The organism is Blastococcus sp. SYSU DS1021, from assembly GCF_054050995.1.
In genome coordinates, this window is sequence record NZ_JBJHAL010000003.1 from 194,602 (window position 1) to 217,649 (window position 23,048).

At 74.8% G+C, this 23,048-nt stretch carries 20 protein-coding genes and 1 pseudogene; 7 read left to right on the forward strand and 14 right to left on the reverse strand.

The features are described from left to right. The first annotated feature begins 12 nt into the window (after positions 1–12). On the forward strand, positions 13–1,311 hold the full coding sequence (locus tag ACI8AP_RS03765) for a D-arabinono-1,4-lactone oxidase (protein ID WP_456588024.1): 1,299 nt from the start codon (positions 13–15) through the stop codon (positions 1,309–1,311). A gap of 3 nt (positions 1,312–1,314) precedes the next feature. On the opposite strand, the gene ACI8AP_RS03770 is transcribed toward ACI8AP_RS03765, so the two are convergent. From ACI8AP_RS03770 to serA, 6 genes and pseudogenes are all read right to left on the reverse strand, one after another. Then, positions 1,315–2,052, reverse strand: a complete 738-nt coding sequence (locus tag ACI8AP_RS03770; RefSeq protein WP_456587990.1) for an HpcH/HpaI aldolase family protein — start codon at positions 2,050–2,052, stop codon at positions 1,315–1,317. A gap of 108 nt (positions 2,053–2,160) precedes the next feature. Beyond that, positions 2,161–2,994: an SMP-30/gluconolactonase/LRE family protein gene (locus tag ACI8AP_RS03775; RefSeq protein WP_456587991.1), complete on the reverse strand. Its 834-nt coding sequence runs from the start codon at positions 2,992–2,994 to the stop codon at positions 2,161–2,163. A 31-nt stretch (positions 2,995–3,025) separates the two neighbouring features. Beyond that, on the reverse strand, positions 3,026–3,628 hold the full coding sequence (locus ACI8AP_RS03780) for a peroxidase-related enzyme (RefSeq protein ID WP_456587992.1): 603 nt from the start codon (positions 3,626–3,628) through the stop codon (positions 3,026–3,028). A 31-nt stretch (positions 3,629–3,659) separates the two neighbouring features. Continuing rightward, positions 3,660–4,184 (reverse strand): annotated as a pseudogene (locus ACI8AP_RS03785) (UGSC family (seleno)protein). Beyond that, on the reverse strand, positions 4,181–5,578 hold the full coding sequence (locus ACI8AP_RS03790) for a thioredoxin family protein (protein WP_456587993.1): 1,398 nt from the start codon (positions 5,576–5,578) through the stop codon (positions 4,181–4,183). Before ACI8AP_RS03790 ends, ACI8AP_RS03785 begins: the two are co-directional and overlap by 4 nt. A 46-nt stretch (positions 5,579–5,624) precedes the next feature. Beyond that, a complete protein-coding gene (serA, locus tag ACI8AP_RS03795; protein WP_456587994.1) occupies positions 5,625–6,833 on the reverse strand; it encodes a phosphoglycerate dehydrogenase in 1,209 nt (402 codons plus the stop codon). A 192-nt stretch (positions 6,834–7,025) separates the two neighbouring features. On the opposite strand from serA, the gene ACI8AP_RS03800 reads away from it, so the two are divergent. After that, positions 7,026–7,997, forward strand: coding sequence for a zinc-binding dehydrogenase (locus tag ACI8AP_RS03800; protein ID WP_456587995.1), 972 nt, complete (start codon positions 7,026–7,028; stop codon positions 7,995–7,997). A gap of 29 nt (positions 7,998–8,026) precedes the next feature. Here the strand turns inward: ACI8AP_RS03800 and ACI8AP_RS03805 are convergent, their stop codons facing one another. Continuing rightward, positions 8,027–8,254, reverse strand: a complete 228-nt coding sequence (locus tag ACI8AP_RS03805; protein ID WP_456587996.1) for a hypothetical protein — start codon at positions 8,252–8,254, stop codon at positions 8,027–8,029. 225 nt (positions 8,255–8,479) lie between these two features. Between ACI8AP_RS03805 and ACI8AP_RS03810 the strand changes: the two genes are divergently transcribed. Then, positions 8,480–9,442 carry a hypothetical protein gene (locus tag ACI8AP_RS03810; RefSeq protein ID WP_456587997.1) on the forward strand — a complete coding sequence of 321 codons (963 nt, stop codon included), beginning with the start codon at positions 8,480–8,482 and terminating at the stop codon, positions 9,440–9,442. Between the two features lie 144 nt (positions 9,443–9,586). On the opposite strand, the gene ACI8AP_RS03815 is transcribed toward ACI8AP_RS03810, so the two are convergent. The 4 genes from ACI8AP_RS03815 to ACI8AP_RS03830 all read right to left on the reverse strand — a co-directional run bounded on the left by ACI8AP_RS03815 (position 9,587) and on the right by ACI8AP_RS03830 (position 13,422). After that, positions 9,587–9,871 (reverse strand): SDR family NAD(P)-dependent oxidoreductase, encoded by a 285-nt coding sequence (locus ACI8AP_RS03815; RefSeq protein ID WP_456587998.1) that lies wholly within the window; start codon positions 9,869–9,871, stop codon positions 9,587–9,589. Positions 9,872–9,929: 58 nt separating this feature from the next. After that, positions 9,930–10,910, reverse strand: coding sequence for a phosphotriesterase family protein (locus tag ACI8AP_RS03820; RefSeq protein WP_456587999.1), 981 nt, complete (start codon positions 10,908–10,910; stop codon positions 9,930–9,932). Positions 10,911–11,006: 96 nt separating this feature from the next. Further along, positions 11,007–12,515, reverse strand: a complete 1,509-nt coding sequence (locus ACI8AP_RS03825) for a class I adenylate-forming enzyme family protein (RefSeq protein WP_456588000.1) — start codon at positions 12,513–12,515, stop codon at positions 11,007–11,009. Between the two features lie 82 nt (positions 12,516–12,597). Beyond that, the gene (locus tag ACI8AP_RS03830; protein ID WP_456588001.1) at positions 12,598–13,422 is read right to left on the reverse strand and encodes a sulfite exporter TauE/SafE family protein; all 825 of its coding nucleotides are present in this window, start codon (positions 13,420–13,422) and stop codon (positions 12,598–12,600) included. A 136-nt stretch (positions 13,423–13,558) separates the two neighbouring features. Between ACI8AP_RS03830 and ACI8AP_RS03835 the strand changes: the two genes are divergently transcribed. Then, entirely contained in the window at positions 13,559–14,431 is an 873-nt protein-coding gene (locus ACI8AP_RS03835) for a polysaccharide deacetylase family protein (protein ID WP_456588002.1), read from the forward strand. 7 nt (positions 14,432–14,438) lie between these two features. Here ACI8AP_RS03835 and ACI8AP_RS03840 read toward each other — a convergent pair whose 3' ends face one another. Further along, positions 14,439–15,413, reverse strand: a complete 975-nt coding sequence (locus tag ACI8AP_RS03840; RefSeq protein WP_456588003.1) for a patatin-like phospholipase family protein — start codon at positions 15,411–15,413, stop codon at positions 14,439–14,441. 160 nt (positions 15,414–15,573) lie between these two features. On the opposite strand from ACI8AP_RS03840, the gene ACI8AP_RS03845 reads away from it, so the two are divergent. From ACI8AP_RS03845 to ACI8AP_RS03855, 3 genes are all read left to right on the forward strand, one after another. Then, positions 15,574–17,064, forward strand: coding sequence for a diguanylate cyclase (locus ACI8AP_RS03845; RefSeq protein WP_456588004.1), 1,491 nt, complete (start codon positions 15,574–15,576; stop codon positions 17,062–17,064). Between the two features lie 103 nt (positions 17,065–17,167). After that, positions 17,168–17,776 carry a TetR/AcrR family transcriptional regulator gene (locus ACI8AP_RS03850; RefSeq protein WP_456588005.1) on the forward strand — a complete coding sequence of 203 codons (609 nt, stop codon included), beginning with the start codon at positions 17,168–17,170 and terminating at the stop codon, positions 17,774–17,776. 81 nt (positions 17,777–17,857) lie between these two features. After that, complete coding sequence (locus ACI8AP_RS03855; protein WP_456588006.1) at positions 17,858–19,543, forward strand: MDR family MFS transporter; 1,686 nt, start codon at positions 17,858–17,860, stop codon at positions 19,541–19,543. A gap of 73 nt (positions 19,544–19,616) precedes the next feature. On the opposite strand, the gene ACI8AP_RS03860 is transcribed toward ACI8AP_RS03855, so the two are convergent. Both ACI8AP_RS03860 and ACI8AP_RS03865 read right to left on the reverse strand, forming a co-directional pair. Beyond that, positions 19,617–21,857, reverse strand: coding sequence for a glycoside hydrolase family 3 C-terminal domain-containing protein (locus tag ACI8AP_RS03860; protein ID WP_456588007.1), 2,241 nt, complete (start codon positions 21,855–21,857; stop codon positions 19,617–19,619). 168 nt (positions 21,858–22,025) lie between these two features. After that, a complete protein-coding gene (locus tag ACI8AP_RS03865; RefSeq protein WP_456588008.1) occupies positions 22,026–22,910 on the reverse strand; it encodes an LLM class flavin-dependent oxidoreductase in 885 nt (294 codons plus the stop codon). Between the last annotated feature and the right edge of the window lie 138 nt (positions 22,911–23,048).

Below are 23,048 nucleotides of genomic sequence, written 5' to 3' on the forward strand. Positions count from 1 at the left end.
TCGCGAGTGAGCATGCACGAGATGTCGTCCGGTGCCCCGGCGGGTACCGCGGGGCCGGGGACCAACTGGGCCGGGAACGTCTCCTACCGCGCGGCGCGGCTGCACCGGCCGACCAGCCTCGCCGAGCTGCAGGCCGTCGTCGCCGCCGGCCACCGGGTCAAGGCGCTCGGCTCGCGGCACTGCTTCAACGACATCGCCGACACCACCGCCGAGCTGGTGGCCCTCGACGCGCTGCCCGGCGAGGTGACGGTCGAACGGGGCAGCGACGAGGCCGGCGGCGTCGCCTGGATCCCCGGTGGCGCGCGCTACAGCGAGGTGGTGCCCCGCCTGGCCGAGCAGGGTTTCGCGCTGCACAACCTCGCCTCGCTGCCGCACATCACCGTCGTGGGGGCCACGGCCACCGGAACGCACGGGTCGGGCAACCGGAGCGGCTCGCTCAGCACCGCGGTGGCGGGTCTGGAGCTCGTCCGGTCCGACGGCGAGCGAGTGACGCTGGGGGCCGGCCACCCCGACCTCGCCGGCGCCGTCGTCCACCTGGGTGCGCTCGGGGTGGTGACCCGGATCGGCCTGCGCTTCCAGCCGACCTTCCAGGTCCGCACCACCGTCTTCGTCGGGCTGACCTGGGACCGGCTGTTCGCCGACTTCGACGCGGTGGCCGACGCCGCCTACAGCGTCAGCGTGTTCACCGACTGGCACGAGGTGACGCAGGTGTGGGTGAAGGCGCGCACCGACGAGCACGACGTCACGCCGGAGGAGTTCTTCGGCGCCCGGGCCGCGACGGAGCCCACGCACATGCTGCCCGGCACCCCGGTCGAGAACCTGACCGACCAGCTCGGCCTGCCCGGCGAGTGGCACGAACGGCTGCCGCACTTCCGGACCGGCTTCACCCCCAGCAACGGCGACGAGCTGCAGACCGAGTACTTCGTCCCGCGCCGGTACGGGCAGCAGGCCTGCGACGCGCTGCGCTCCCTCGCGCCGCGGATCGCCCCGCTCCTCCAGGTGAGCGAGCTGCGCACCGTGGCGGCGGACGACCTGTGGCTGAGCCCGGCCTACGGCGGGGACGTCCTGGCGCTGCACTTCACCTGGCTGCCCGAGGAGGCGCCCGTGCGCGCCCTGCTGCCGGAGATCGAGGCGGCGCTGCGCCCCTTCGGCGCCCGACCGCACTGGGGGAAGCTCTTCACCACGGGCGCCGACGAGCTCGCCGCGCTGTACCCGCGGATGCCCGCGTTCCGGGAGCTGGTCCGCCGCTTCGATCCGCGTGGCGCCTTCCGCAACGACTTCCTGGACCGGACCGTCGCCGCGTTCGGGTGACGGTCAGCCGGGGCCGGCGTCCCGGGCGACGCCGAGGTGGTGCGCCGCGGCCTCGCCCAGCGAGACGGCGTCCACGGCCACGGTGACCACGGTGGCGCCCTCCGCGGCGAAGCCCGCCGCCTCCTCGCCGCTGCGGGCGTGCACCCCCACGGGAACCCCGGCGGCCCGCGCCCGGGCGATGATCGAGGAGAGGACGGTGCGCAGCTCGGTCCGCCGGTCGGCGCCGGTCAGCTCCAGCGACAACGCGAGGTCGCCGGGGCCCACGTAGAGACCGTCGATGCCCTCCACGCGGAGGACGGCGTCGAGATCGGCGAGCATGGACGCCGCCTCCACCATCACGAACACCAGCGGCTCCTCCGCCCCGCCGGAGAGCCGGCCGACCGACCGTCCCCCGCCCGGCGCGTACCGGCAGGCGGCGACGATCTCGCGGGCGTGCTTGGCGTCACGGACGTTGGGCACGATCACGCCACCGGCGCCGAGATCCAGGGGCCGCCCGACGTCGGGGAACAGGGCGCTGCGGGTGCGGGCCAGCGGCACCGAGCCGGCGGCGGTGACCGCCGCGCAGATCCCCGGGAGCTCGGCCTCGGTCGTCGCCCCGTGCTGCAGGTCGACGACCACGTAGTCGGCGCCGGTCCGCGCGAGCAGCTCACCGGTCACCGCCCCGGGCAGCACGTTCCACAGCCCGTGGCAGGCCCGGCCCTGCGACCACCGCCGTCGCAACCCCGCCCCGCTGCCCGCCATCCGGCCCTCCCTCTCCGCACCCGAACCGGTTCGATCCTGCGCGCACGGCGCGGCGTGCGCGACCGAGCGGCACCGCCCGCGCGAGCAGGGCACGTCCAGCCGCGGCACTCAGCCGGCGCCGACCTCCACCCGGGCGGCCTCGATGCGGCCGGCGCGCGGGCCCGGACGCCAGCTCGGCGCGGTGCACACGAAGAGGGTTCGGCCGTCCTCCCCGCCCAGCGCGCAGGCGTAGGAGAGCGAGCCGCTGCCCACCTCGACCCGGGCGGTCACCTCTCCCCCGTCGCGCACCCGGAGCACCTCCGGCGTACGTGCGGTGGCCACCCACACCTGCCCCTCGGCGTCCAGGCAGATGCCGTCGGGGGCGACCCCCGGAAGCTCGGCGAAGACGCGGCGACCGGAGAGCGCCCCGTCCGGCGCGACGTCGAACGCCGTCAGCCGCGCGCCGTAGGTCTCGGCGACGACGAGGGTGCGGCCGTCGGGGCTGAGCACCATGCCGTTGGGGAAGACGACGTCCGCCGCGGCGACGGAGACCGAGCCGTCGGGGTCGACGCGGACCAGATCGGTCGCCTCGGGGGCGTCGCCGCCCTCGAGGTCGAAGCCGAAGCTGCTGACGTAGGCCCGGCCGGCCGCGTCGACGAGCAGGTCGTTGGCCCGGAACCGGGTCACGGCGGTCAGGTCGGCATGCACCCGGGTGCCGTCCTCCCCCACCCGCAGCAGCGCCCGCCGCACCATGGAGACGACCAGCAGGTCACCCCCGGGCAGCCAGCCCAGCCCCGACGGGCTGTCGTCGAGCTCCAGCGCCACCTCGGGGCCGCCCGCGGCGGGCATCCGGCGCACCACGCGGTCGTGGAAGTCGGAGAACCACAGCCGGCCCGCGTGCCAGCGCGGGGCCTCCGGGAAGCCGAGGTCGTCGGCGAGCACGGACGTCGTCGGAGCGGTCACCGGCGGACCGTAGCGCGCACCCGCCCGAGGGTCAGGTGGACGGTGCCTCGGCGGTCCGCGGCAGCCGGCCCATCAGGAAGAACTCCGGGTTCGGGGTGATCGCCGCGAAGTGCGCCAACCGGTTGGAGAGCGCGAAGAAGGACGTGATCATGCCGACGTCCCAGATGTCGTCCTCGGTGAGCCCGTGCTCGGCGAGACCCGCCAGATCCTCGGCGGTGACCGCCGCCGGGTCGGCCGCCAGGCGGGTGGCCACCGCGAGCACGGCGTGCATGCGCGGGGACAGCGGCGCCTTGCGCCAGTCGACCGCGACGTGGTCGGCGATGTGCGGGTCCTTCGTGCGGATGCGGGCGACGGCGCCGTGCGCGACGACGCAGTACAGGCAGTCGTTGCCGGCGCTGGTGGCCACCACGATCAGCTCCCGGTCGGCCTTCGACAGCCCCGGCGTCTCCTTGTCCATGAGCGCGTCGTGCATGGCGAAGAACGCCCGGGCCTCGTCCGGCCGCCAGGCCAGCGCGGCGAACACGTTGGGCAGGAACCCGGATCGCTCCGCGACCTCCGCGTAGCGCTCGGCGAGGTCGGGGGGCAGCTCGCCGGTGGACCGGAGGGGGAAGCGGCTGATCGGCATCTCGGTCATCGGCCCACCCTGGCAGCGCGGGCGTCCCACGTCACCCGCCGGAGGCCGCGGTGACGGCGGCGAGCACCGCGGGGTACGCCGACTCCGCGGCCGACCGCAGCTCCGCGTCGGTGCGGTCCTGGACCGGATGCGGCACCAGCACGCACGGCGCGGGGAAGCCCAGCGCCGCACCCTGCACCCGGGCGGCCTCGGCGAAGGCCTCGCTGGCGAGGAAGACCCCGACGACGCCGCGGCGCTCGAGGTCGGCGATGTCGTGCACACTGCACGACGTGCACGAGCCCTAATCGGCCAGTGCCTCGATGACCACCTCGCACTGCTCGGCTATCTCGTGCCGCAGGTCCACCGGGGCGGTGCGGGCGAAGGTCGGCTTGCGGTAGCGGCGCACGACCGCCCCGTCAGCGGTGAGCAGCTCGGCCAGGCGATCGAGGACGACGTCGCCGCGCGCCTTGCTGATGTCGAGCAGCCCCACGCGGCGGCCGCGCAGCGAGGCAGGGCGGGGCAGCAGCTCGCGGGCGGCCGCCCGCTGCTCCCCGGTCGGGTCCAGGACGGTCCTCATGCATGCACCTCTCTGGTCACCGGGACGCTCCCGGTCTCCCCGGCCACCCAGCCCCCGATGATCGCGCTGAACAACCCGGCGTCGCCGCCGGCGTGCGCGACCAGCAGACCGCCGGGCCGGAACTTGGGCAGGTCGCCCCCGGCCGGACCGGCGGGTATCCCCTCGGCCATGCCACCGGCACCGCGCACCAGCTCGTCGGCGGGGAGGGTGAGCAGGTCCTCGAGCTCGGCGAGCAGCCGCGCGCGGTCCCAGCCGGCGTCGCGGAACACCCGGCCGTGCTCGGGCGAGACCAGCAGCATCGCGTCGAACGCCATCGGCAGCTTGGGGTGGGCGTTGACCCGCAGGCACGCGGCGAACGTGCGGGCCAGCGACCCGGGATCGCGGCTGAGCTGGTCGACCACCGGCTGCACGCCCGACCCGGCGAAGACGGTGACGGCGTTCCCGGGGACGCCGCGGTCGGCGGCCAGCGGGGTGAACGGGCTGTCGTGCTCGCGCTCGGCGAAGCAGAAGGTGAACTTGCCCGGGTTGCCGAACGTCGCCCGGTCGACCTCACCGGGGCGGCCGCCACCGACGTTGCGGACCACCAGCTGCAGGGCGCGGCCGATGGTGGCGTTGGCGCGATTGCCCTGCCCCAGGGCATTGACCCCGCTGTTCATGCCGATCCGCGCGGCCACCGGTCCGTTCACCACGACGAGCGGCCCGGAGAAGTACGTCGTCGCGAGCAGCCCGTGCAGGGCGAACTCCGCGGCGGCGGCGGCCTCCAGGGCGGCCAGCACGACCGGCAGGTGCTCGGGCAGGCAGCCGGCCATGACCGCGTTGACCGCCACCTTCTCCACCGTGCACTCGACGAGGTCGGGCGGCACCACGGCCACGACCTCGGCGGGATCGCGGGTGGTGCCGCGCAGCATCCGCAGCACCCGCTCCGGCGTCGGCGGGACGACGGGCAGCCCGTCGGTCCAGCCGCGGTCGAACAGCGCCTCGTGCTCGTCCTCCAGCTCGGCGAGCTCGACCCGCCGGCTCGCCAGCCCGCTGCCGCCGTAGCGGGCCTCCAGCCCGTCGACGCGCGAGGGGTCCACCGAGAGCGAGCCGCAGCCGGGCCGGTGCTCGGGCAGCCCCGCACCGAGTCCCGGGACCCCGGTCAGCTCGACCCACTGCTCGCGGCTCCACCCGACCACCCGGGCGGTCTCGGCGCCGTCGGCCACGCGCAGCAGGGTCGGCACGGTCTCGATGCCCAGCCGGTAGGACAGCTCCAGGCCGGTGTCGTCACCGTCGAACCACCCGGCGTCGTCCTGGCACCAGACGGCGGCGCCGAGCTGCCGCAGCACCGGCTCGACGAGGACGCAGGTGGGGCAGTCGCGCTTCACCACGGCCACGAGACCGTCGGGGAGCCGCACGCCGCGACCGTACCGAGGCGCCGGCCCCCCGGCCAGGCCGCGCGGGTCAGTCCGCCCGGGAGCCGAACCTCGTCAGGCGGACGGTCTCCGGAAGGGCGGCGAGGCCGGCCAGCAGATCGGCCGGCAGCGGGTCGCTGACGTCGGTGACCGCGTAACCCAGCTCCCCGCGCGTGGCCAGCACCTGGGCGTCCACGTTCAGGCCGTGCTCGCCGACGAGCGCGTCGACCCGCGCCAGGACGCCCGGGACGTTCCGGTGCAGCAGCGCGAAGCGGTCGGCGGAGGTGCTGTGCAGGACGACCGTGGGGAGGTTGACGCTCAGCGTCGTCGTCCCCGTGGCGGTGTAGTCGACGAGCTTGCCGGCCACGAACCGCCCGATGTCGTGCTGGGCCTCCTGCGTCGAGCCGCCGACGTGCGGGGTGAGGATCACGTTGGGCAGGCCGCGCAGCACGGAGGTGAACGCGTCGCCCTGCTCGCGCGGCTCCTCGGGGAAGACGTCGACCGCCGCTCCGGCGATGTGCCCGCTCAGGATGTTCTCGCGCAGCGCCTCGTGGTCGACGACGAACCCGCGGGAGAGGTTGAGGAACAGGCTGCGCGGCCGCATGCGGGCGAACTGCTCGGCGCCGAACATGCCCGCGTTGCCGCCCCGCCCGTCCACGTGCAGCGTGACGGTCTCCGACCGCTCGAGCAGCTCGTCGAGGGTCTCGCAGCGCTGCGCGTTGCCGAGGGCCAGCTTGTCCTCGAGGTCGTAGAAGAGCACCCGCATGCCGAGCGCCTCGGCGAGCACCGAGAGCTGGCTGCCGATGTTGCCGTAACCGACGATGCCCAGCGTCCGCCCGCGGATCTCGTGGCTGCCGGCGGCCGACTTGTCCCAGGTGCCGGCGTGCAGCGCGCGGTCGCGGTCGACCAGCCGCCGGGCCAGGATGATGATCTCGGCGATCGCCATCTCCACCACGCTGCGGGTGTTCGAGAACGGCGCGTTGAACACCGCCACGCCCGCCGCCGCGGCCGCGGTCAGGTCGATCTGGTTGGTGCCGATGCAGAAGGCGCCCAGCGCCGAGAGGCCCGGACGGCTGCGCAGCACCTCGGCGGTCACCTGCGTCTTGGACCGGATACCGAGCACGTCGACCCCGTCGAGCGCGGCGATCAGGTCGGCCTCGTCCAGCGCACCCCGCAGCGACTCGACCTCGTAACCGGCGGCACCGAGGATCTCGGTCGCGACCGGGTCGATGTTCTCCAGCAGCAGCGCTCTGGGCACGTCCGGGACCTCCTCGACCGTGGAACCGCCGGCCCGGTGCGCCGACGCGTCGCCGCGCGTGCGCGACCTGCCCAGTATCCCGGCGGCACCGACCCGGCCTTCGACCGGTGTCCCGCTGCGCTCGGGGCCGGGCGCTGGTTCACTTCCCGGACGGCCGCGCCACGGCGACCGTGGCGACGGGAGGCGACCGGCGTGTGGGCGCAGCGGCTGAGCGGACCGTTCACCTTCGAGCGGGTGGAGGTCACCGCGCCGCGCGCCGAGGACCTGGCGGACGGGCAGGTCCTGCTGGCCACCAGGGCGGGCGGCATCTGCGGCAGCGACCTGCCGTTCTTCAAGGGCGCGCCGTTCCTGCACGCCGCGGACCCGGCGAACCGGACGACGCGGGCGCCCGGTTTCCCGCTGCACGAGGTGGTCGGCGAGGTCGTCGCCAGCCGGCACCCCGCGCACTCCCCCGGTGACCTGGTCGTCGGCTGGGCGGCCGCCTTCGACGGGATCGCCGAGCTGGTCGTCACCGACGGCGACGGGCTGGCCGGCTACGACACCGCGCTGGCGCCGACCACGGCCGTGATGCTGCAGCCGCTCGCCTGTGTCCTCTACGCCGCCGAGCAGCTCGGTGACGTGCGGGGGAAGGTGGTCGCCGTCGTCGGCCAGGGGCCCATCGGGCTGCTGTTCAGCCACGTGCTCAAGCAGCGCGGCGCCGGTGTCGTCGTCGGGGTCGACCGGGTCGACCGCAGCGCCGCGGCCGACGTCTTCGGCGTCGACGAGACGGTGACCGCCGGCGCGAGCCTGTGGGCGGCGTCCCTCGGCGACGCCGACCGGCCCGCTGTCGTCGTCGAGGCCGTCGGCCACCAGGTGACGACGCTGCAGGACTGCCTGGTCGCCGTCGCACCGGGCGGCGAACTGCTCTACTTCGGCATCCCCGACGACCCGGTCTACCCGCTGGACATGATCACCTTCCTGCGGAAGAACCTGACCCTGCGCGCCGGGGTCACGCTCGAGCGCGCGCGGGTGCTGCGGGACGCGGGCACCTACCTCGCCGCACACCCGGAGCTGCGCGACGTCTACGTCAGCGACGTCCACCCGGTCGACGACGTCCAGGCCGCCTTCGCGGCGGCGATCCAGCCGCGTCCCGGCCAGTACAAGGTCGTGCTCTCCACGGCCTGACCGGGCTCCGCCCGACGCGCTGCGGCGGGTCAGCCGTCCGCGCGCGGTCCGCCCGGCTCCGCACCCGTCCGCGACCGCGCGGCCAGCCAGCGCTGCCACTCGGAGCGGTCGCCCGCCCCCGGTGCGGCCGACAGCGCCACGACGGCGGCGATCGCCAGGACGGCCGCCACCAGCACGACGGTGGCCAGCACCTCCCACTGGAACAGGACGTCGACGGTCATGCTGCCGGGGGCCGGGGCGGAGCTGGACGGTGCCATGCGCCACGGTGTGCCCCGCGCCGGCCGGCCGTGAACGCCCGCGCGGCGCCACTCACCCCACCGGGGGACGTCACGCAGGGCGACGGCCACCGGAGGCGACGGCCGGACCGGGTGCGCACCCCACCCCGCCGGGTGACGAGCCCCGTGCTGGACGGGCGCGCCGCCGCTCCGCCGACCTAGCGTCAGCGCGATGGTCGCCGGAACAGCACAGGAGGAGGCAGCGGCATGAGCACTGCGACGCAGGACCAGAGCGCTGTCGAGGTCATCGGCAGCGCACCGCCGGCCGAGCGCACGCCGCCGAACGTCTCCGGGGACCTGCCCACCATCTTCCGGGCCGCGCCGATGTTCGGCCGGGCGCTGGCGGGTTACGACCGGTTCCAGGTCGACACCTACGTCCAGTGGGCGGAGGACGAACTCGCCACGGCGGACCGGGAGCGGGAGCACCTGCTCGCCCGCTGCCTGCAGACCCAGGCCGCGCTCGACGACGCGCGCCAGCTGCTCGACCACTCCGCCGGTGGCGGCGAGTTCCTGCGGCTGTCGGACCGCATCGGGTCGATGCTCGCCGCGGCGGCCGACCAGGCCGAGGGCATCACGGCCGAGGCGGAGGCCCTCCGCGCCACGGCCCGCAGGCAGGCCGACGAGCTCACGGCCCGCGCCGAGGCCGAGCTGGCGGATGCCCGGGCGCGGGCCGGCGAGACGATCGCCGACGCCGCCACGCGGGCCCAGGCGATGGTCGCGGCGGCGCAGCGGGTGGTCGACGACGCCGAGCAGGCCCGCCGGGACGCCGCGGCCGAGGCGGAGGCCCGCGCGGCGGCCGCGCGCGCCGTGGAGCAGCGCGCCGCCGACCAGGCCGCTCGTCTCGGGGAGCAGGCCGCGGCCGATGTGGCCCACCTCCGCGTGCAGGGCAGGGACGAGGTCGTCCGGATGCTGGCGACCGCCCGGGCGGAACGCCGGCGCGCGGACGACGAGGCGGCGGCGCTTCGGGACCGCCTGGATGCGCAGGCCGCGGAGCGCCGGGCCGCGCTGCTGGCCGACGTGACCGAGCTCGAGCGCCGGCGGTCCGACCTCGAGACGGAGCTCCGGCGCACGGCCGGCTCGATCGCCCTCCCGACGGAGCGCCCGGAGGCCACGGCGCCCGGCCGGTTCCTCGGCCGGCTGCGCCGCGCCCGGCCACCGCGGGGTCGCTGAGCGCACCGGACGCCGCACCGGGACGGCGCCCGGCCCGGATCGGCCCCGCACCACCCCCGGCGCGCACCTGCTGACCGGTCCGGCTGGTCGTGCCGGTCGGCACGGCCTCGACCGCCCCGCGACCGCAGCATCGGGCGCCGGTGCTCAGAAGACGCTGTAGCCGCCGTCGATCACCACGGTGCTGCCGGTCTGGTAGACCGATGCGTCGCCGGCCAGGTAGACGGCGACGCCGGCGAAGTCGTCCGGCTCGCCCCAGCGGCCGGCGGGGACGAGCGAGATCACCCGGTCGGTGACGGTCGACGACGTCTGCGCGGCGGCGGTCATGTCCGTGGCGATCCACCCAGGGAGGACGGCGTTGACCCGGATGCCGTGGCGGGCCAGCTCGACGGCCGAGGACCGGACCAGCCCGGTGAGGCCGGCCTTGGCCATGCGCCGGGGGGATCCGGTGGCCGTGCCGTCGGGCGGCGCCCGGGTGGTCCGACAGCTCCTACTCGAAGTAGCGCCGCGGCGTGTCGACCAGCATCTGGTGGAGCTGCTCCTCGGTCATCCCGCGCTCGCGCAGCATCGGCAGCACGTCCCTGCTGATGTGCGTGTAGTTCCAGTTCGGCGCGATCTGCTGCTTCGCGGCCTGCCCCTCGGCGCCCGGGAAGTAGTCGATGTAGCAGCTGGCGTCGTGGGCGAGCACCATCCGGTCGGCGTAGCCCCGCTCGGCCAGCGCGACGATGGTGTCCACCCGCGAGGAGGTCGGGTTGTAGATGTCGAGGCCGAACCGGTCCATGCCGAGCAGGCAGCCGGCCTCGGCCAGTTCGCTCAGGTAGTCGAGGTCGTTGCTGTCCCCGGCGTGCCCGATGACGACCTTGGTGAGGTCCACGCCCTCCTCGCCGAAGACCTGCACCGCCAGCCGGCCGGCGCCGGTGTGCGACGAGGTGTGCACGGTGATCGGCGCGCCCGTCTCCCGGTGGGTCGCGGCGACGGCGCGCACGGTCCGCTCGACGCCCGGCGTGAGCCCCTTCGCCTCGATGACGCACTTGAGGAACGCGGCCTTCACCCCGGTGCCGGCGATGCCGTCGCGGATGTCGCCGGTGAAGTCGTCGACCATCGGGTCACGCGGCAGGTCGAGCAGCAGCCCCGGGCCGCGGTGCTCGTACTGGTGCGGGATCTCGTCGTAGGTGTAGAGCCCGGTCGCCACGACGATGTTGATGTCGGTCTGCTCGGCGACCCGCTGCACCCGCGGGATGTAGCGCCCCAGTCCCCACACCGTCGGGTCGACGATCGTGTCGATGCCCAGCGCCTTGAGCTCGTTCAGCTGGGCCACCGCGTCGGCGACCCGCTCGTCCTCGTCCCACCAGTCGCCGGTGCCGTAGTTCTGCACGTGCTCGGTCGAGAGCACGAACACGTGCTCGTGCATGAGGGTCGCACCGAGCTCGGCGGTGTCGATCGGGCCACGGACGGTCTCGACGGTGGGCACTGCGGGGCCTCCCAGGTGTTGTGCGGTGTTCCGGACGGCCACCCTTCAGGGGCCCGCGCCGAGCGGGCGAGGCGTGGGGGGAAGGGTGGTCCTTCTTCAGCGGGGTGAGTGGGCGGTCTGCCAGTCCGTCTGCTCGCGCAGCGGCGGCTTGAGCACCTTGCCGCCGGGGTTGCGCGGCAGCGGATCGGCGCGCACGGAGACGAACTGCGGCACCTTGAAGTCGGCGAGCCGCTCACGGGCGAAGGCCAGCAGGCCGGCCGGGTGGAGCTCCTGCCCCGGACGCGGGACGACGACGGCGCCGACCTTCTCCCCCATCATCGGGTCGGGCACGCCGACGACGGCGACCTCGCCCACGGCGGGGTGGGCGGCCAGGGCGTTCTCCACCTCGACGCAGTACACGTTCTCCCCGCCGCGGTTGATCATGTCCTTCTTGCGGTCGACGACGTACACGAGCCCCTCGTCGTCGATGCGGGCCAGGTCGCCGCTGTGCAGCCACCCGTCGACGAAGGTCTCCGCCGTCTGCTCGGGCTTGCGCCAGTAGCCGGCGACCACGTTCGGGCCGCGGATCAGCAGCTCGCCCACACCGGTGGCCGGGTCCGGATCGGCCACGTCGAGGTCGACGACGGGGGCGGCGAATCCGACGGAGTCGGCGTGCTCGGCGGCGTACTCGTCGGGCAGGTAGGTCGAGACCGAGGACGTCTCGGTCAGGCCGAAGCCGTTGCCCACCCGGGCCGTCGGGAACGCCGCCTTGATGCGGTGCACCAGGTCCGGGGCGATCGGCGCGCCGCCGTAGCTGACCGCCCGCACCGACGAGGTGTCCACGTCGGCGAAACCGGGCTGCTGGAGCGCCAGCCAGTAGATCGCCGGGACGGTGGTGAGCACGGAGATGCGCTCCTCCTCGATCGCCCGCAGGAAGGCGCCGACCTCGAACGCCGGCATGATCACCGACGTCCCGGCCAGCGCGGTGACGACCAGCAGCTGGGAGTTGCACCCGGTCACGTGGAAGAGCGGCACCGAGATCAGCGTCGAGAGCCGCTCGTCCCGCGGCAGCCCGAGGCAGCGCAGGCAGGTCTCGACGTTGGACAGGAAGTTCTCGTGGGTGGTCATCGCACCCTTGGGGAAGCCGGTCGTGCCGCTGGTGTAGAAGATCCCGGCCAGGTCGGTGTGCCCCTGGTCGGTGACGGCGAGCGGCTCGCCGTCGGGCAGTGCCGCGCCGGGCCCGACGACGAGCGCGGCACCGGAGTCCTCGACGACGTAGCGCACCTCCGGCTCGGCGAACCGGGTGTTGACCGGGACGACGACGGCGCCGGCGAGCAGCGTCCCCCAGAAGGCGAGCACCCAGTCGGTGCCGTTGCCCAGCCGGTTCGCCACCCGGTCGCCCGGTGCCACCCCGGCCGCCCGGAGCCCGCCGGCGACGCGGGACGCCCGCTCCCACAGCTCCCGGTAGGTGACGCGCTCGCCGCCGAGCTCGACCAGCGCCTCGGCGTCGGGGTGGGCATCGACGGCGGCGCGCAGCAGCTGCACCAGGTTCTGCGGCAGGCCGGTGTAGCGGCGGATGCCGTCCGGCCCGGTCCCGGTGCCGCCCCGGTCGAAGGGATAGGGCATCCGAACCTCCCGCTGACCTCGCCGTCCGCGTCGTCCCGGCAGTCTGTCGGCGGGCGACCCGGCTGTCCACCCGTCCGCCGGGTCAGTCGACGAGCGGACGGATGTTCTCGGCCCAGACGTCCCAGCCGAGCCGGCCGATCAGCGCGGTGACGACCACGAGGAAGACGACGCGGATGAAGCCGCTGCCGCGGGTGGTCGCCGTGCGGGAGCCCAGGTAGCCACCGAGCATGTTGGCGGCGCCCATCAGGATGCCGAGGCCCCAGAACACCGCGCCGTAGGGCACGAAGAAGACCAGGGCGCCCAGGTTGGTGGCGACGTTGACGATCTTGGCCTTGGCGCTGGCGTGCAGGAAGTCGTAGCCCAGGAGCGACACCAGCGCGAACACCAGGAAGGAGCCGGTCCCGGGGCCGAGGATGCCGTCGTAGAACCCGATGGCCGCACCGACCGCCGCGGCGACGCCGTGGTGCCGCCGCCCGCTGTGCCGCAGCTCGGTCACCTCGCCGAGCGACGGCCGCAGCAGCGTGAAGGCGGCGATGCCGACGAGCGCGACGACGATGACCGGTTTGAAGACCGCGGCCGGGAGCGCCGCGGCCACCGAGGCCCCCGCGATGCTGCCCACCAGGGCCACCCCGGCCATCGGCAGGGCGGTCCGCAGGTCGGGGTGGACCCGGCGGTAGTAGGTGACGGCGCTGGTCGTGGTGCCGAACACCGACGCCAGCTTGTTGGTGGCCAGCGCCTGCACGGGGCTCATCCCCGGGACGAGCAGCAGCGCGGGCAGCTGCACGAGACCGCCGCCCCCGACCACGGCGTCGATCCACCCGGCCGTCAGCGCGGCGAGCAGCAGGAGCAGGAAGACGCCGCCGGTGAGCCCCTCGGGCAGCAGCCCGCCCGGGAGGAGAGCGTCCATCCGGCCCCGCACCTCCTCGTCCCCGGCCCGCCCCGGGCTCGCCCCGAGCACGGTAGGGGCCCGCCGGCGGCACCCGTCAGCGGGGTCCGCGGTCGGCCTCCTTGCCCCGGCGGCGGCTGCCCGCGAAGGTGGGGCCGTGCGCAGACGGACGTTCCTCGCCGCGGCCGGGGCCACCCTGCTCGGGGCCTGCTCCAGCCCGGCCGCCGACCGCTCGGCCGCTCCCACCGGGCGCAGCCCCCGCACTTCGGGACCGGGCAGGCCGACGCCGGCGGACACGCCGGCTCCGTCCAGCGCTCCGCCGACCCCGGCGACCGCGGAGGAGGTGCTGGCCCGGTCGACCGTGCCGGTGCTCTGCTTCCACCAGCTGCGCGAGTTCCGCGCCGAGGACAGCGCGTACGCCCGCACGATGATCACCCCGCCGGCGGCCTTCCGGGCCCAGCTGCAGGCGCTGCGCGACGGTGGCCGCACCCCGATCGGCGTCCCGGAGCTCCTGGACCACCTGCAGTTCGGCGCACCGCTGCCCGACCGGCCCGTCGTGCTCACCTTCGACGACGGCTCGGCGACCCACCACTCGGTGGGCCTCCCCGTGCTCCAGGAGTTCGGCTACCCGGCGGCCTTCTTCCCGATGACCGTGGTCCTCGGGAAGAAGGACTGGCTGAGCGCCGAGCAGCTGCGCGAGCTGGACCGGGCCGGCATGACCATCGGTGCGCACACCTGGGACCACCAGCGGGTCGACCGGCTGACCGGCGACGAGTGGGCGACGCAGCTGGACCAGCCGCGGGCCGAGCTGGGTGAGATCCTCGGGCACCCGGTGGAGGTGCTGGCCTACCCGCACGGGATGTGGTCGCCGGAGGCGCTGCCCCACGTGGCAGCGGCCGGCTACCGGGCGGCGTTCCAGCTCGCCGATCCCCAGGACCCGGCGTACCCGCTGCTGACCATCCGGCGGATCATGCCGCCGCCGACCTGGGACGGCCCCACGCTGCTCGCCCAGCTGGACGCCTCGTTCTGACCAGGGATCAGCCGCGGCCGGCGGCCGCGCGGAGCAGCACGGCAACCTCCGGCGTGGCCGCGTGGGCCCCCGCCGCCAGGAACGCCTGCTGCACGACCTCGTCCAGCCGGGTGCGCGACATCATGTCGTTGCCCATCACCAGCTGCTCACCGGGCCCGGGCCGGAAGACGACCGTCGCGACGCCGTCGGCCTCCAGCGCCCGCACCTCGCGCTGCAGCAGCCGGTCGGAGTAGCGGCGGGCCGCCGGGAACACGCCGGGCCGCCACCCGGTGGGACCGCTCATCGGCGCGACGACGACGACGAGGTCCAGCCCCTGCCCGCGCAGGACGGCGGCGTTGGTCGGTGAGTGCGCACCGCCGTCGACGTAGTCGTGCCGCCCGACCGTGACCGGGGCGAAGTAGCCCGGCACCGCGCACGAGGCCCCGACGGCCAGGTGCAGCGGCGCCTCCGGCGCACCTGGGCGGCCGAACACGACGCGGCGACCGTCCCGCCGGCGCACCGCGCAGACCCACAGGTCGCGGTCGGGCCAGCCCGGGCCGGCCAGCTCCCGGAGCGCCGCCAGCTGCTCGACGACGTCGCGCCGCCCCGGCGCCAGGAGCGCCATGCCCGCGGCCATCGGGCGGAACTGCAGCGGCCGGGTGAGCGCCCGCTGCACCATGTGCCGCCCGGGCAGCCGCAGCGGGCGGCGTACCAGCTCCCAGGGCCGGAACGGCGCGAGCTCGGGCACCGACGCCTCGGCCACCTGCCGGAGCACGGCGTCGTCGCCGGACAGCGGTGCCTTCACCGTCCACGCGGCGAGGTCCTCGGCGGCGACGCCCAGCCGCAGGAGGGCGCCGGTGATCGAGCCGGCCGACGTCCCGACGATCATGTCGGCCGTCCGCGCGTCGAAGCCCACGTCGTGCTGCAGCACGGCCAGCACGCCCGAGTGGTAGGCCTGCCCGACGACGCCGCCCCCGCCCAGCACCAGACCCACGCGCACCACGGCCCCGAGCCTGCCACCCGCCGGGACTGCGGGCAGGTCGTCCTCCGCCCGGCCTGTGCCGGCTCACCCGTACGAGGTGGCCGGCACCCGCGGGCCGCGTCGTAGCTCAAGGTCGGCCGGGAACACCCGATGGGACTGCGTCGGCCGGAAGGGGCGCGAGGTGGCACACGACAGCACGAGCACCAGCTCGGGGGGACGGCGCAGCCGGGGTGCCCTCGTGGTGTCCGGCCTGCTGGTCGGGGTGATGGGTGTGCTCGGGCTGGTGTCCACGCACGCGGCCGGCGCGCTCGCGATCGACCAGCACCGGGAGGACCGCGTCCAGCAGGTGGCGGTCCTCGGTCAGCTGACGGCCCAGACCGTGCGGGACGGCTTCGTCCAGCTGGCCTCGGTCATGACGGTCCAGGAGCAGTCCGGCGTCCCGCCGTTCAGCGCCACGCCCACGGACGGGCCGGCTGCGGAACAGGACGCCGCGCGGATCCAGAAGATCGTCGTCACCTCGGGCGGCGCCATGGACCTCGGTGCCGCCGTCTTCAACACCCGCGGTCAGATCGTGGCGTCCTACGCGCCCACCGGCGACGCCGCCTCCCCCACCGACCCGGGGTTCGAGCCGTTGGTCGCGGCGGTCCGCGATCCGGCAGCCGGCGAGGTCCCGCTGTCCGGGATCGTGACCATCGGCGCCGAGCCCGCCCTCGCGCTGGGTGCCCCGGTCCGGCTGTCCGACGGGAGCGCCGGCCTGTTCGTCTGCTTCTGGTCGGCTCGCGAGACCAGCACCGAGTACTTCACCGCCGGGGAGGGCGAGGGCTGGATCGTCGACGCCGCCGGGCTCGTCGTCGGCGCCCCGGAGCCGGAGCTGATCGGGGCCCCGCTGCCCTACCCCGAGGTGCTGGCGGCCGCGCGCACCGGCGGCGGGAACGGCATCGTGGACACCGACGAGAGCGGCACCGACCACGTCAGCGCCTGGCAGCGCGTCGACGGCACCAGCTGGCTGGTGTTCAGCGTGCAGACCCGGGAGGCCTTCCAGGGGCACCTGGAGCGGGCCAGCCTGCGCAGCCAGCTGCTCGTGCTGGCCCTGCTGCTGACCACCGGGACCGCGCTGGTCGTGCTGAGCCGTCGCCGGGAACAGGCGATGGCGGTGATCGCCTCGACCGACGAGCTCACCAGGATCCACAACCGACGGGGCTGGTTCGAGCTGGCGGAGCTGGAGCTGGCCCGGGCCGCCCGGGCCGGCGAGACGCGGCTGGCCGTCTTCCTCGACCTCGACGGCCTCAAGCAGGTGAACGACGTCCTGGGTCACGAGGAGGGCGACCGGGCCATCGCCTCGGCCGCGGCGGTGCTGCGGGCGGCGTGCCGGTCCGGCGACGTCCTCGGCCGGCTCGGGGGGGACGAGTTCGTCGTCCTCCTCGGCGACGGCGCGGACGCGGCCACCGCCCGTTCGCGGGTGCAGGACGCGCTCGACTCCTTCAACGCCGGCTCCAGCGCCGCCTTCGAGCTCCGGTTCTCCATCGGCGCCGAGCTCTGGGACCCGCGGGAGCCGTGCTCGGTGGAGGACCTGGTCCGCCGCGCCGACGAGCGGATGTACGCCGACAAGCAGTCGCGCACCGACCGCTACGACAACCTCATCCGCGTACCGGCGAATACCGCGGCGGGCTGACCGACCACCTGCCTGCGACGAGCGGGCGCGAGGTCCTGCCGCCAACACGCTGCAAGATATGCAAACTTGCAGTCAGTGCATTATTCGTGCATGCTCCCATGATGTGACCGACGGCCTGCGCGAGCGGAAGAAGCTCGCCACCCGGCTGGCGCTGCACCGGGCCGCGCTCGAGCTCGTCGCCGAACGCGGGCTGGACGCCGTGTCGGTCGAGGAGATCGCCGACCGCGCCGAGGTCTCCCCCCGCACCTTCTTCAACTACTTCGCCACGAAGGTCGACGCGGTGGTGGGCCTCGACCCCGCGGACCTCACGAAGGTCGCCTCAGAGTTCGCCGATCGCCCGGCCGCCGAGACCCCGGTCGAGGCGCTGCGCGCGGTCCACCGGCAGCGGGCGCGGGAGATGGCCGACGAGTCCGCGCTGTGGCCGCTGCGCATGACGGTGATCGATGCCCATCCCCCGCTCGTCCAGCGGCTGGTCGCCGCGTTCGGCGAGTCCGAGCGGGCGCTGGCCGCGGCGATCGCCGAGCGCACCGGCACCCGGGTGGACGCCGACGTCTACCCGACCTTGCTGGCCTCGGTGCAGGCCTGCGCCATGCGGGTGTCGCTGCAACGGTGGCTGGCCACGGATTTCACCGCCTCGCTGCCCGACCTCGTCGACGAGGCCTGGGACGTCCTCACCGCCGGGCTGCCCGCCCCGCCTCCTGCGACCCGCTGACCCGCCGCGGACACCGCCGTCCGCACCCCCGACCCGAGCCGCCGCTGCGCCTGCAGCGCCGTCCTTCCCCGAGGAGCTCCGTTGCCCGCCCCCACCACGGCACCGACCGACGCCGGTGCCCCGCCGATCGTCCTGACCCGGCGGCGGATCAACACCATCTTCGGCGCCCTGCTCGCCGGCATGCTCATGGCCGCCCTGGACCAGACGATCGTCTCGACGGCGATGCCGACGGTCGTCGGCGAGCTGGGCGGGGTCTCCCACATGGCGTGGATGACCACCGCCTACCTGCTGGCCACCACCCTGGTCATGCCGGTCTACGGGAAGTTCGGCGACCTCTGGGGCCGCCGGACCCTGTTCCTCGTCGCCATCGCCCTGTTCACCGTCGCGAGCGTCGGCGCCGCGCTGTCGCCGGACTTCACCTGGCTGGTCGTCTGGCGCGGGGTGCAGGGCCTCGGCGGCGGCGGGCTGATGATCCTGGCCCAGGCGATCATCGCCGACATCGTCCCGGCGCGGGAGCGGGCCAAGTACATGGGCCCGATCGGCGCGCTCTTCGGCCTCTCCGCCGTCGCCGGCCCGCTGGTCGGCGGGTTCTTCACCGACCACCCGGCGTTCGGCTGGGAGTGGGCGTTCTGGATCAACGTGCCGGTCGGCCTGGCGGTGCTCGCCATCGGCTGGTTCGCCCTGACCCTGCCGCGCAAGCGGAGCACCACCCCGGTGGACTACGCGGGCATCCTGGCGCTGTCGGCCGCGACGACGTCCCTGGTGCTGTTCACCGACTTCGGGGGCCGCGACGGCTGGGGTTCGTGGCAGGCGCTCTCGCTGCTCGCCGCGCTGGTGGCCGCCACCGCCGTCTTCGTGGCGATCGAGCGCCGCGCCGCCGAGCCCATCATCCCGATGACGCTCTTCCGCAACCCCACGTTCGTGGTCGCCACCGCGCTGGGGCTGGCCGTCGGCCTGGGCATGTTCTCCGCCATCGCGTTCATGCCCACGTTCCTGCAGATGGCCTCCGGGCTGTCCGCGGCGAACTCCGGCCTGCTGATGCTGCCGATGACCGCCGGCATCATCGTCACCATCCAGAGCTCGGCGGTGTACATCGCCAGGAGCGGCCGGTACAAGGTCTTCACCGTCGCCGGCGTCGGCGTGATCACGGCGGCGATGGTGTGGATGACCAGCCTCACCGGCGACACCTCGCTCTGGACGATCGGGGCGATGTTCTTCCTGCTCGGCGCGGGTCTCGGCCTGGTCATGCAGAACGTCGTGCTGGCGGCCCAGAACGCGGTGCCCGCCACCCAGATCGGCACCGCCACCTCGACGAACAACTACTTCCGCGAGGTCGGCGCCACCCTGGGCGTCGCGGTCTTCGGCACGCTGTTCACCAGCCGGCTGGCCGAGAACCTGACCGGGGCGCTCACCACGAACGCCGAGCAGGCGGCCCGCGCCGGCATCACCTCGCCGGACACCCTGGTGCCGGCCGCGGTGGACGCGGCCGGGGAGCCGCTGAGGTCCGCGATCGTCGACGCCTACGCCAGCAGCCTCGCCCCGGTGTTCTGGTACCTGGTGCCGGTCCTGGCCGTCGCGTTCCTGCTGGCGCTGGCGCTGAAGGAGATCCCGCTGTCGGACTACGCCGGCATGGTCGCCCGCGGTGAGGCGGTCGCGTCGGAGGACGACCTGCCGGTGGTGCGGGCCGACGGCGAGCCGGAGGCCGGCGCGTTGCCCGGTTCGCCGCAGCCGGGCGGCGGCGCGCGCGAGACGTCGATCCACGGTTAGCGACCGAGTGTGTGCGCGCGGGCCCCGTTCCAGGCTCTGGAACGGGGCCTGCGCGCACATCCGCCGAGCAGGCTCAGCCGTTCCGCGCGGCTCGCGCCTCGGCCATGAGCCGGTCGAGCTCGGCGGGCGGGATCGCCGAGCCGAAGTCGGCGGCGAACCGACCCATCGGCATCGACCCGATCATCTGCAGCATCCCGTCGTGCATCTCCCCGGCGCCCTCGGGCATCGTGGCGAGGAACCCCTCCAGCAACCGGGCACCCACCACCGGGTGGCCGAACCACTCCGCCACCGACGAGCCGAGCGTGAGCTCCGGGACGACGACGTCCCCGGCCAGCGTCACCGTCGCCTCGGCCACGACGTCGGTGGCGCTGCGGCCGATCTGCACGGTGTACTCCCCCGGCGCCACGAGCCAGCGGCCCTCCCGGACGTCCCAGTGGGCGAAGGCCCGCCGGTCGAGCTCGACGGAGACCGTCCGGGACTCCCCCGGCGCCAGCGACACCTTCCGGAACGCCCGGAGCTCCCGGGCCGGGCGACGAACCGGGCCGGCCGTCGTCGCGACGTACACCTGGACCACGTGCCGGCCGGCCCGCTCGCCGGTGTTGGTCACCGTCACGGCCACCGCGGCGGTGTCGTCGCCGGTGGCGGTCACCTGCAGGTCGCCGGTCTCGACGGTCGTGTAGCTCAGCCCGTGGCCGAACGGGTAGCGCACCGGGCGCTCGACGGTCGTGTAGTGGCGGTAGCCGACCATCACGCCTTCGCCGTAGCGGACGGAGCCCTGCTCCCCGGGGAAGTTGAGGTAGGCGGGGGTGTCCTGCAGCCGCAGCGGGATCGTCTCGGCCAGCCGGCCGGAGGGGTCGACGGCGCCGGTGAGCAGATCGGCCAGCGCACCACCGCCGGCCTGCCCCAGCAGGAACCCGGCGAGGACGGCGTCGACGTCGTCGTGCCAGCCCTCCAGCGAGACGATGCCGCCGGAGGAGAGCACGACGACGGTCCGCGGGCTCACCGCCGCCACGGCCCTGATCAGCGCCACCTGGTCGGCGGGCAGGTCGAGGGTCGTCCGGTCGAAGCCCTCCGACTCGTCGGCGTCCGCCAGCCCTGCGAACACGACGGCGACGTCGGCGTCCCGGGCGACGGCGACCGCCTCGTCGCGCAGGGCCGCGGCGTCGCCGGACGCGTCGAGGGAGAACCCCGGCGCGAAAGCCACCGGCCCCGTGGTCAGGTCCTGCAGGGCGCCGAGCGCGTCGTCGACCCGGGTGGCGTTGACGTAGGAGCTGCCGCCGCCCTGGTAGCGCGGGGTGCGGGCGAACTCCCCCACGACGGCGATCCTCGCGCCGGGCGCCAGCGGCAGCGCACCGCCGTCGTTCTTCAGCAGGACGGGGCAGCCGGCCGCCAGCTCGCGGGCCAGAGCGTGGTGGGCGTCGACGTCGAAGCCGTCGGCGGGCTCGTTCACCAGCTCCGCGAGGGCGGCCACCCGCCGCACGCTCCGGTCGACGACCGACTCGTCCAGGGCACCCGTCCGCACCGCCTCGACCACGAGCCCGTTCCCCGTGCCGTGGTCACCCGGCATCTGCAGGTCGAGGCCGGCCTCCAACGCGGCCACGCGGTCCTGCACCGCGCCCCAATCGGAGACGACGACGCCCTCGAAGCCCCACTCCTCGCGGAGGACATCGGTCAGCAGCCAGCGGTGCTGCGAGGCGTAGACGCCGTTGACCTTGTTGTAGGCGCACATGACCGTCGCCGGCCGGGCCTCGGTGACGACGCGCTCGAAGGCCGGCAGGTAGATCTCCCGGAGGGTGCGCTCGTCGACCTCGGCGCTGACCTGCATGCGCTGGGTCTCCTGGTTGTTGGCCGCGAAGTGCTTCACCGAGGCGCCCACGCCCTCCCCCTGCTGCCCGCGGACGTGCGCGGCACCCAGCACGCCGGAGAGCAGCGGGTCCTCCGAGTAGTACTCGAAGTTGCGCCCGCACAGCGGCGACCGCTTGATGTTCACGCCAGGGCCCAGGACGACCGGCACGCCCAGCGCGCGGGCCTCCCGGCCGACCGCCGCACCCAGCCGCTCGGCGAGCTCGGGGTCCCAGCTCGATCCCACGGCGACCGCGGGCGGGAAGCAGGTGGCCGGCAGGCTCTCCAGCAGGCCGATCTGCCCGAAGTCAGCCGCCTGGCGTCGGACGCCGTGCGGCCCGTCGGTCAGCACGACCGAGGGCAGGCCGGCCTCCTCGATCGGTGGGGTGGACCAGAAGTCCTGGCCGGAGAGCAGGGCCGCCTTCCGCTCCAGCGGCAGCGCGGTCGGGTCGGAGGGAGGAGTCGAGGTCACCCCCGTGATCCTGCCGGGATCTGCCACCGCGGCGGCCCGGCACTGCCATCCAGCGGTAGACGGACCGATCCGTGCAGGGCCGCGCCCGCCGGGCCGCTGCAGGTGACGGCCCGGTGCGGCACCCCGGGGAGCCGCTCCAGCGGCCGCTGCCTCAGGGCGACACCGGCGTCACAGGCCGTGGGCGTCGCGGACGAGGGACATGGCCGCCTCGGGGACGCCGCGCCCGTCGGGCCGCGGCCAGTGCACGGCGACCTCGCTCATGCCGCAGTCGGCCAGCCGCCCCAGGGTGTCGAGGTAGCGCTCCCGGCTCTCGAAGGGCCACGCCACCTCCAGCCCGAGGAGCACCGATCGGCGCAGCTCGGCCGGCGCGCGCCCTTCGGCCTCCAGCGCCTCGGTCAGCCGGCGGCTCTGGTCGGCGACGGCGGTGAACCACTCGTCCGGCCCGACGTCGGCGCCGAACGGGCCGTAGGTCACCCAGGCCGAGCCGTAGCGGGCCGCCAGCCGCAGCGCGCGAGGACCGGTCGCGGCCACGGTGAACGGCACCCTCGGCCGCTGCACGCAGCCCGGCAGCTGGTGGGCGTCCACCGCCTGGAACCACGTCCCGTCGATCGTCGCCACCGGCTCGCGGAGCAACCGGTCGAGCATCGCCAGCCACTCGGCGAACCGCTCCGCCCGCTGCGCCCGGCTCAGCGGCACCCCGCCCAGCACCCGTGCGTCGTGCCCCTCGGTGCCCACCCCGACTCCCGATTCGAGCCGGCCGCCCGTGAGCTGGTCGAGGGTCATGAGCTCCTTGGCGAACGGGACGGGGTGGCGGAAGTTCGGCGAGGCGACGAGCGTCCCGAGCCGGACCCGCTCCGTGCTGACCGCCGCCGCGGCGAGCAGCGGCACGGCGCCGTACCAGGGCCCGTCCGCAAGCCGGGGCCAGGTCAGGTGGTCGTAGGTCCAGACGGTCCGCACGCCCGCCCGCTCCGCGGCGCGCACGTCGTCGAGGAAGGTCGTGACCGGATGCCGGTCCGGGAGCACGACGGCCGACAGGTCGAGCGCGATCGTCACCTCCCCAGTCTGGCGTACGGATCGCCACCGGCCGGCTGCCCGGCCTCTCCCGGGGCCCGTGGTCCACCCCGGAGGTCGCGGCATCACGACGTCGACTGCGTCCCTCGCCGAGTACCGCCTCCGAGGCCGGCGCGCCGA

What these genes read in the sequence shown, in the direction of transcription:
- ACI8AP_RS03810 (WP_456587997.1), top strand. Translation starts at nt 8,480, where the DNA reads ATGAGCACTGCGACGCAGGACCAGAGCGCTGTCGAGGTCATCGGCAGC.
- ACI8AP_RS03815 (WP_456587998.1), bottom strand. Translation starts at nt 9,871, where the DNA reads ATGGCCAAGGCCGGCCTCACCGGGCTGGTCCGGTCCTCGGCCGTCGAG.
- ACI8AP_RS03770 (WP_456587990.1), bottom strand. Translation starts at nt 2,052, where the DNA reads ATGGCGGGCAGCGGGGCGGGGTTGCGACGGCGGTGGTCGCAGGGCCGG.
- ACI8AP_RS03805 (WP_456587996.1), bottom strand. Translation starts at nt 8,254, where the DNA reads ATGGCACCGTCCAGCTCCGCCCCGGCCCCCGGCAGCATGACCGTCGAC.
- ACI8AP_RS03780 (WP_456587992.1), bottom strand. Translation starts at nt 3,628, where the DNA reads ATGACCGAGATGCCGATCAGCCGCTTCCCCCTCCGGTCCACCGGCGAG.
- ACI8AP_RS03825 (WP_456588000.1), bottom strand. Translation starts at nt 12,515, where the DNA reads ATGCCCTATCCCTTCGACCGGGGCGGCACCGGGACCGGGCCGGACGGC.
- ACI8AP_RS03765 (WP_456588024.1), top strand. Translation starts at nt 13, where the DNA reads ATGCACGAGATGTCGTCCGGTGCCCCGGCGGGTACCGCGGGGCCGGGG.
- ACI8AP_RS03830 (WP_456588001.1), bottom strand. Translation starts at nt 13,422, where the DNA reads ATGGACGCTCTCCTCCCGGGCGGGCTGCTGCCCGAGGGGCTCACCGGC.